Here is an 887-nt window from a genome sequence, read left to right as displayed (position 1 = left end):
GAGGTCCTAACAGAAGTCGGCTGATGGTGTGACTGTCAGCTCAGATGCTCGTTGCTCTGTTCGTGGGGAAGAGGAACTCTCGTCCGTGGATCGTGTCGGACGAACTGTGGTCGCTGATCGAACCGTTGTTGCCGGAGCCGGGTCCGAAGCTGGTCGCGGGGCGGCCGAGGGTTCCTGACCGGCAGGCTCTGTGCGGGGTCCTGTTCGTCCTGCACACCGGCATCCAGTGGGAGTACCTGCCCCAGGAACTCGGCTTCGGCTCCGGCATGACGTGCTGGCGCCGACTCGCCGCCTGGAACGAGGCCGGCGTGTGGGACCGCCTCCACGTCATCCTGCTGCAGAAGCTGCGGGCGGCGAAGCAGCTCGACTGGTCCCGGGCGGTGATCGACTCCAGCCATGTGCGGGCCGCTCGGCGGGGCCCAAAAGCGGACCCAGCCCGGTCGACCGCGCACGTCCGGGCAGCAAGCACCATGTCCTCGTCGACGGACAGGGCATCCCGCTCGCGGTGTCGCTGACCGGCGGAAACCGCAACGACGTCACGCAACTGCTGCCTCTTCTCGCCAAGATCCCGCCCGTCGCGGGCCTGGTCGGGCGACCACGGCGTCGGCCCGACGTGGTCCTCGGCGACCGCGGCTACGACCACGACAAGTACCGTCGGCTCGTGTGGGCCGTGGGCGTCAAACCGGTGATCGCCCGCCGCGGTGTCCCGCACGGTTCGGGGCTCGGAGTGCACCGGTGGGTTGTCGAGCGCACCATCGCCTGGCTGCACGGCTTCCGGCGCCTGCGCGTCCGCTGGGAACGACGCGACGACATCCACGAAGCCTTCCTCGGCCTCGCGACCTGCCTGATCACCCACCGACACGTCCAACGCCTTTGTTAGGACCTCT

1 pseudogene is annotated in these 887 nt (G+C 68.5%); it reads left to right on the top strand.

Annotated features, from left to right (window positions below):
* Positions 1–44 precede the first annotated feature (44 nt).
* Positions 45–880: pseudogene (locus tag FKN01_RS32235) on the top strand (IS5 family transposase).
* Positions 881–887: the final 7 nt, after the last annotated feature.

Origin of the sequence: Streptomyces sp. 130 (genome assembly GCF_007096885.1) — a bacterium.
Lineage (GTDB): Bacteria > Actinomycetota > Actinomycetes > Streptomycetales > Streptomycetaceae > Streptomyces.
The sequence above is the reverse complement of the archived record's forward strand: the minus strand, read 5'-3'. Positions and strand labels throughout refer to the sequence as shown.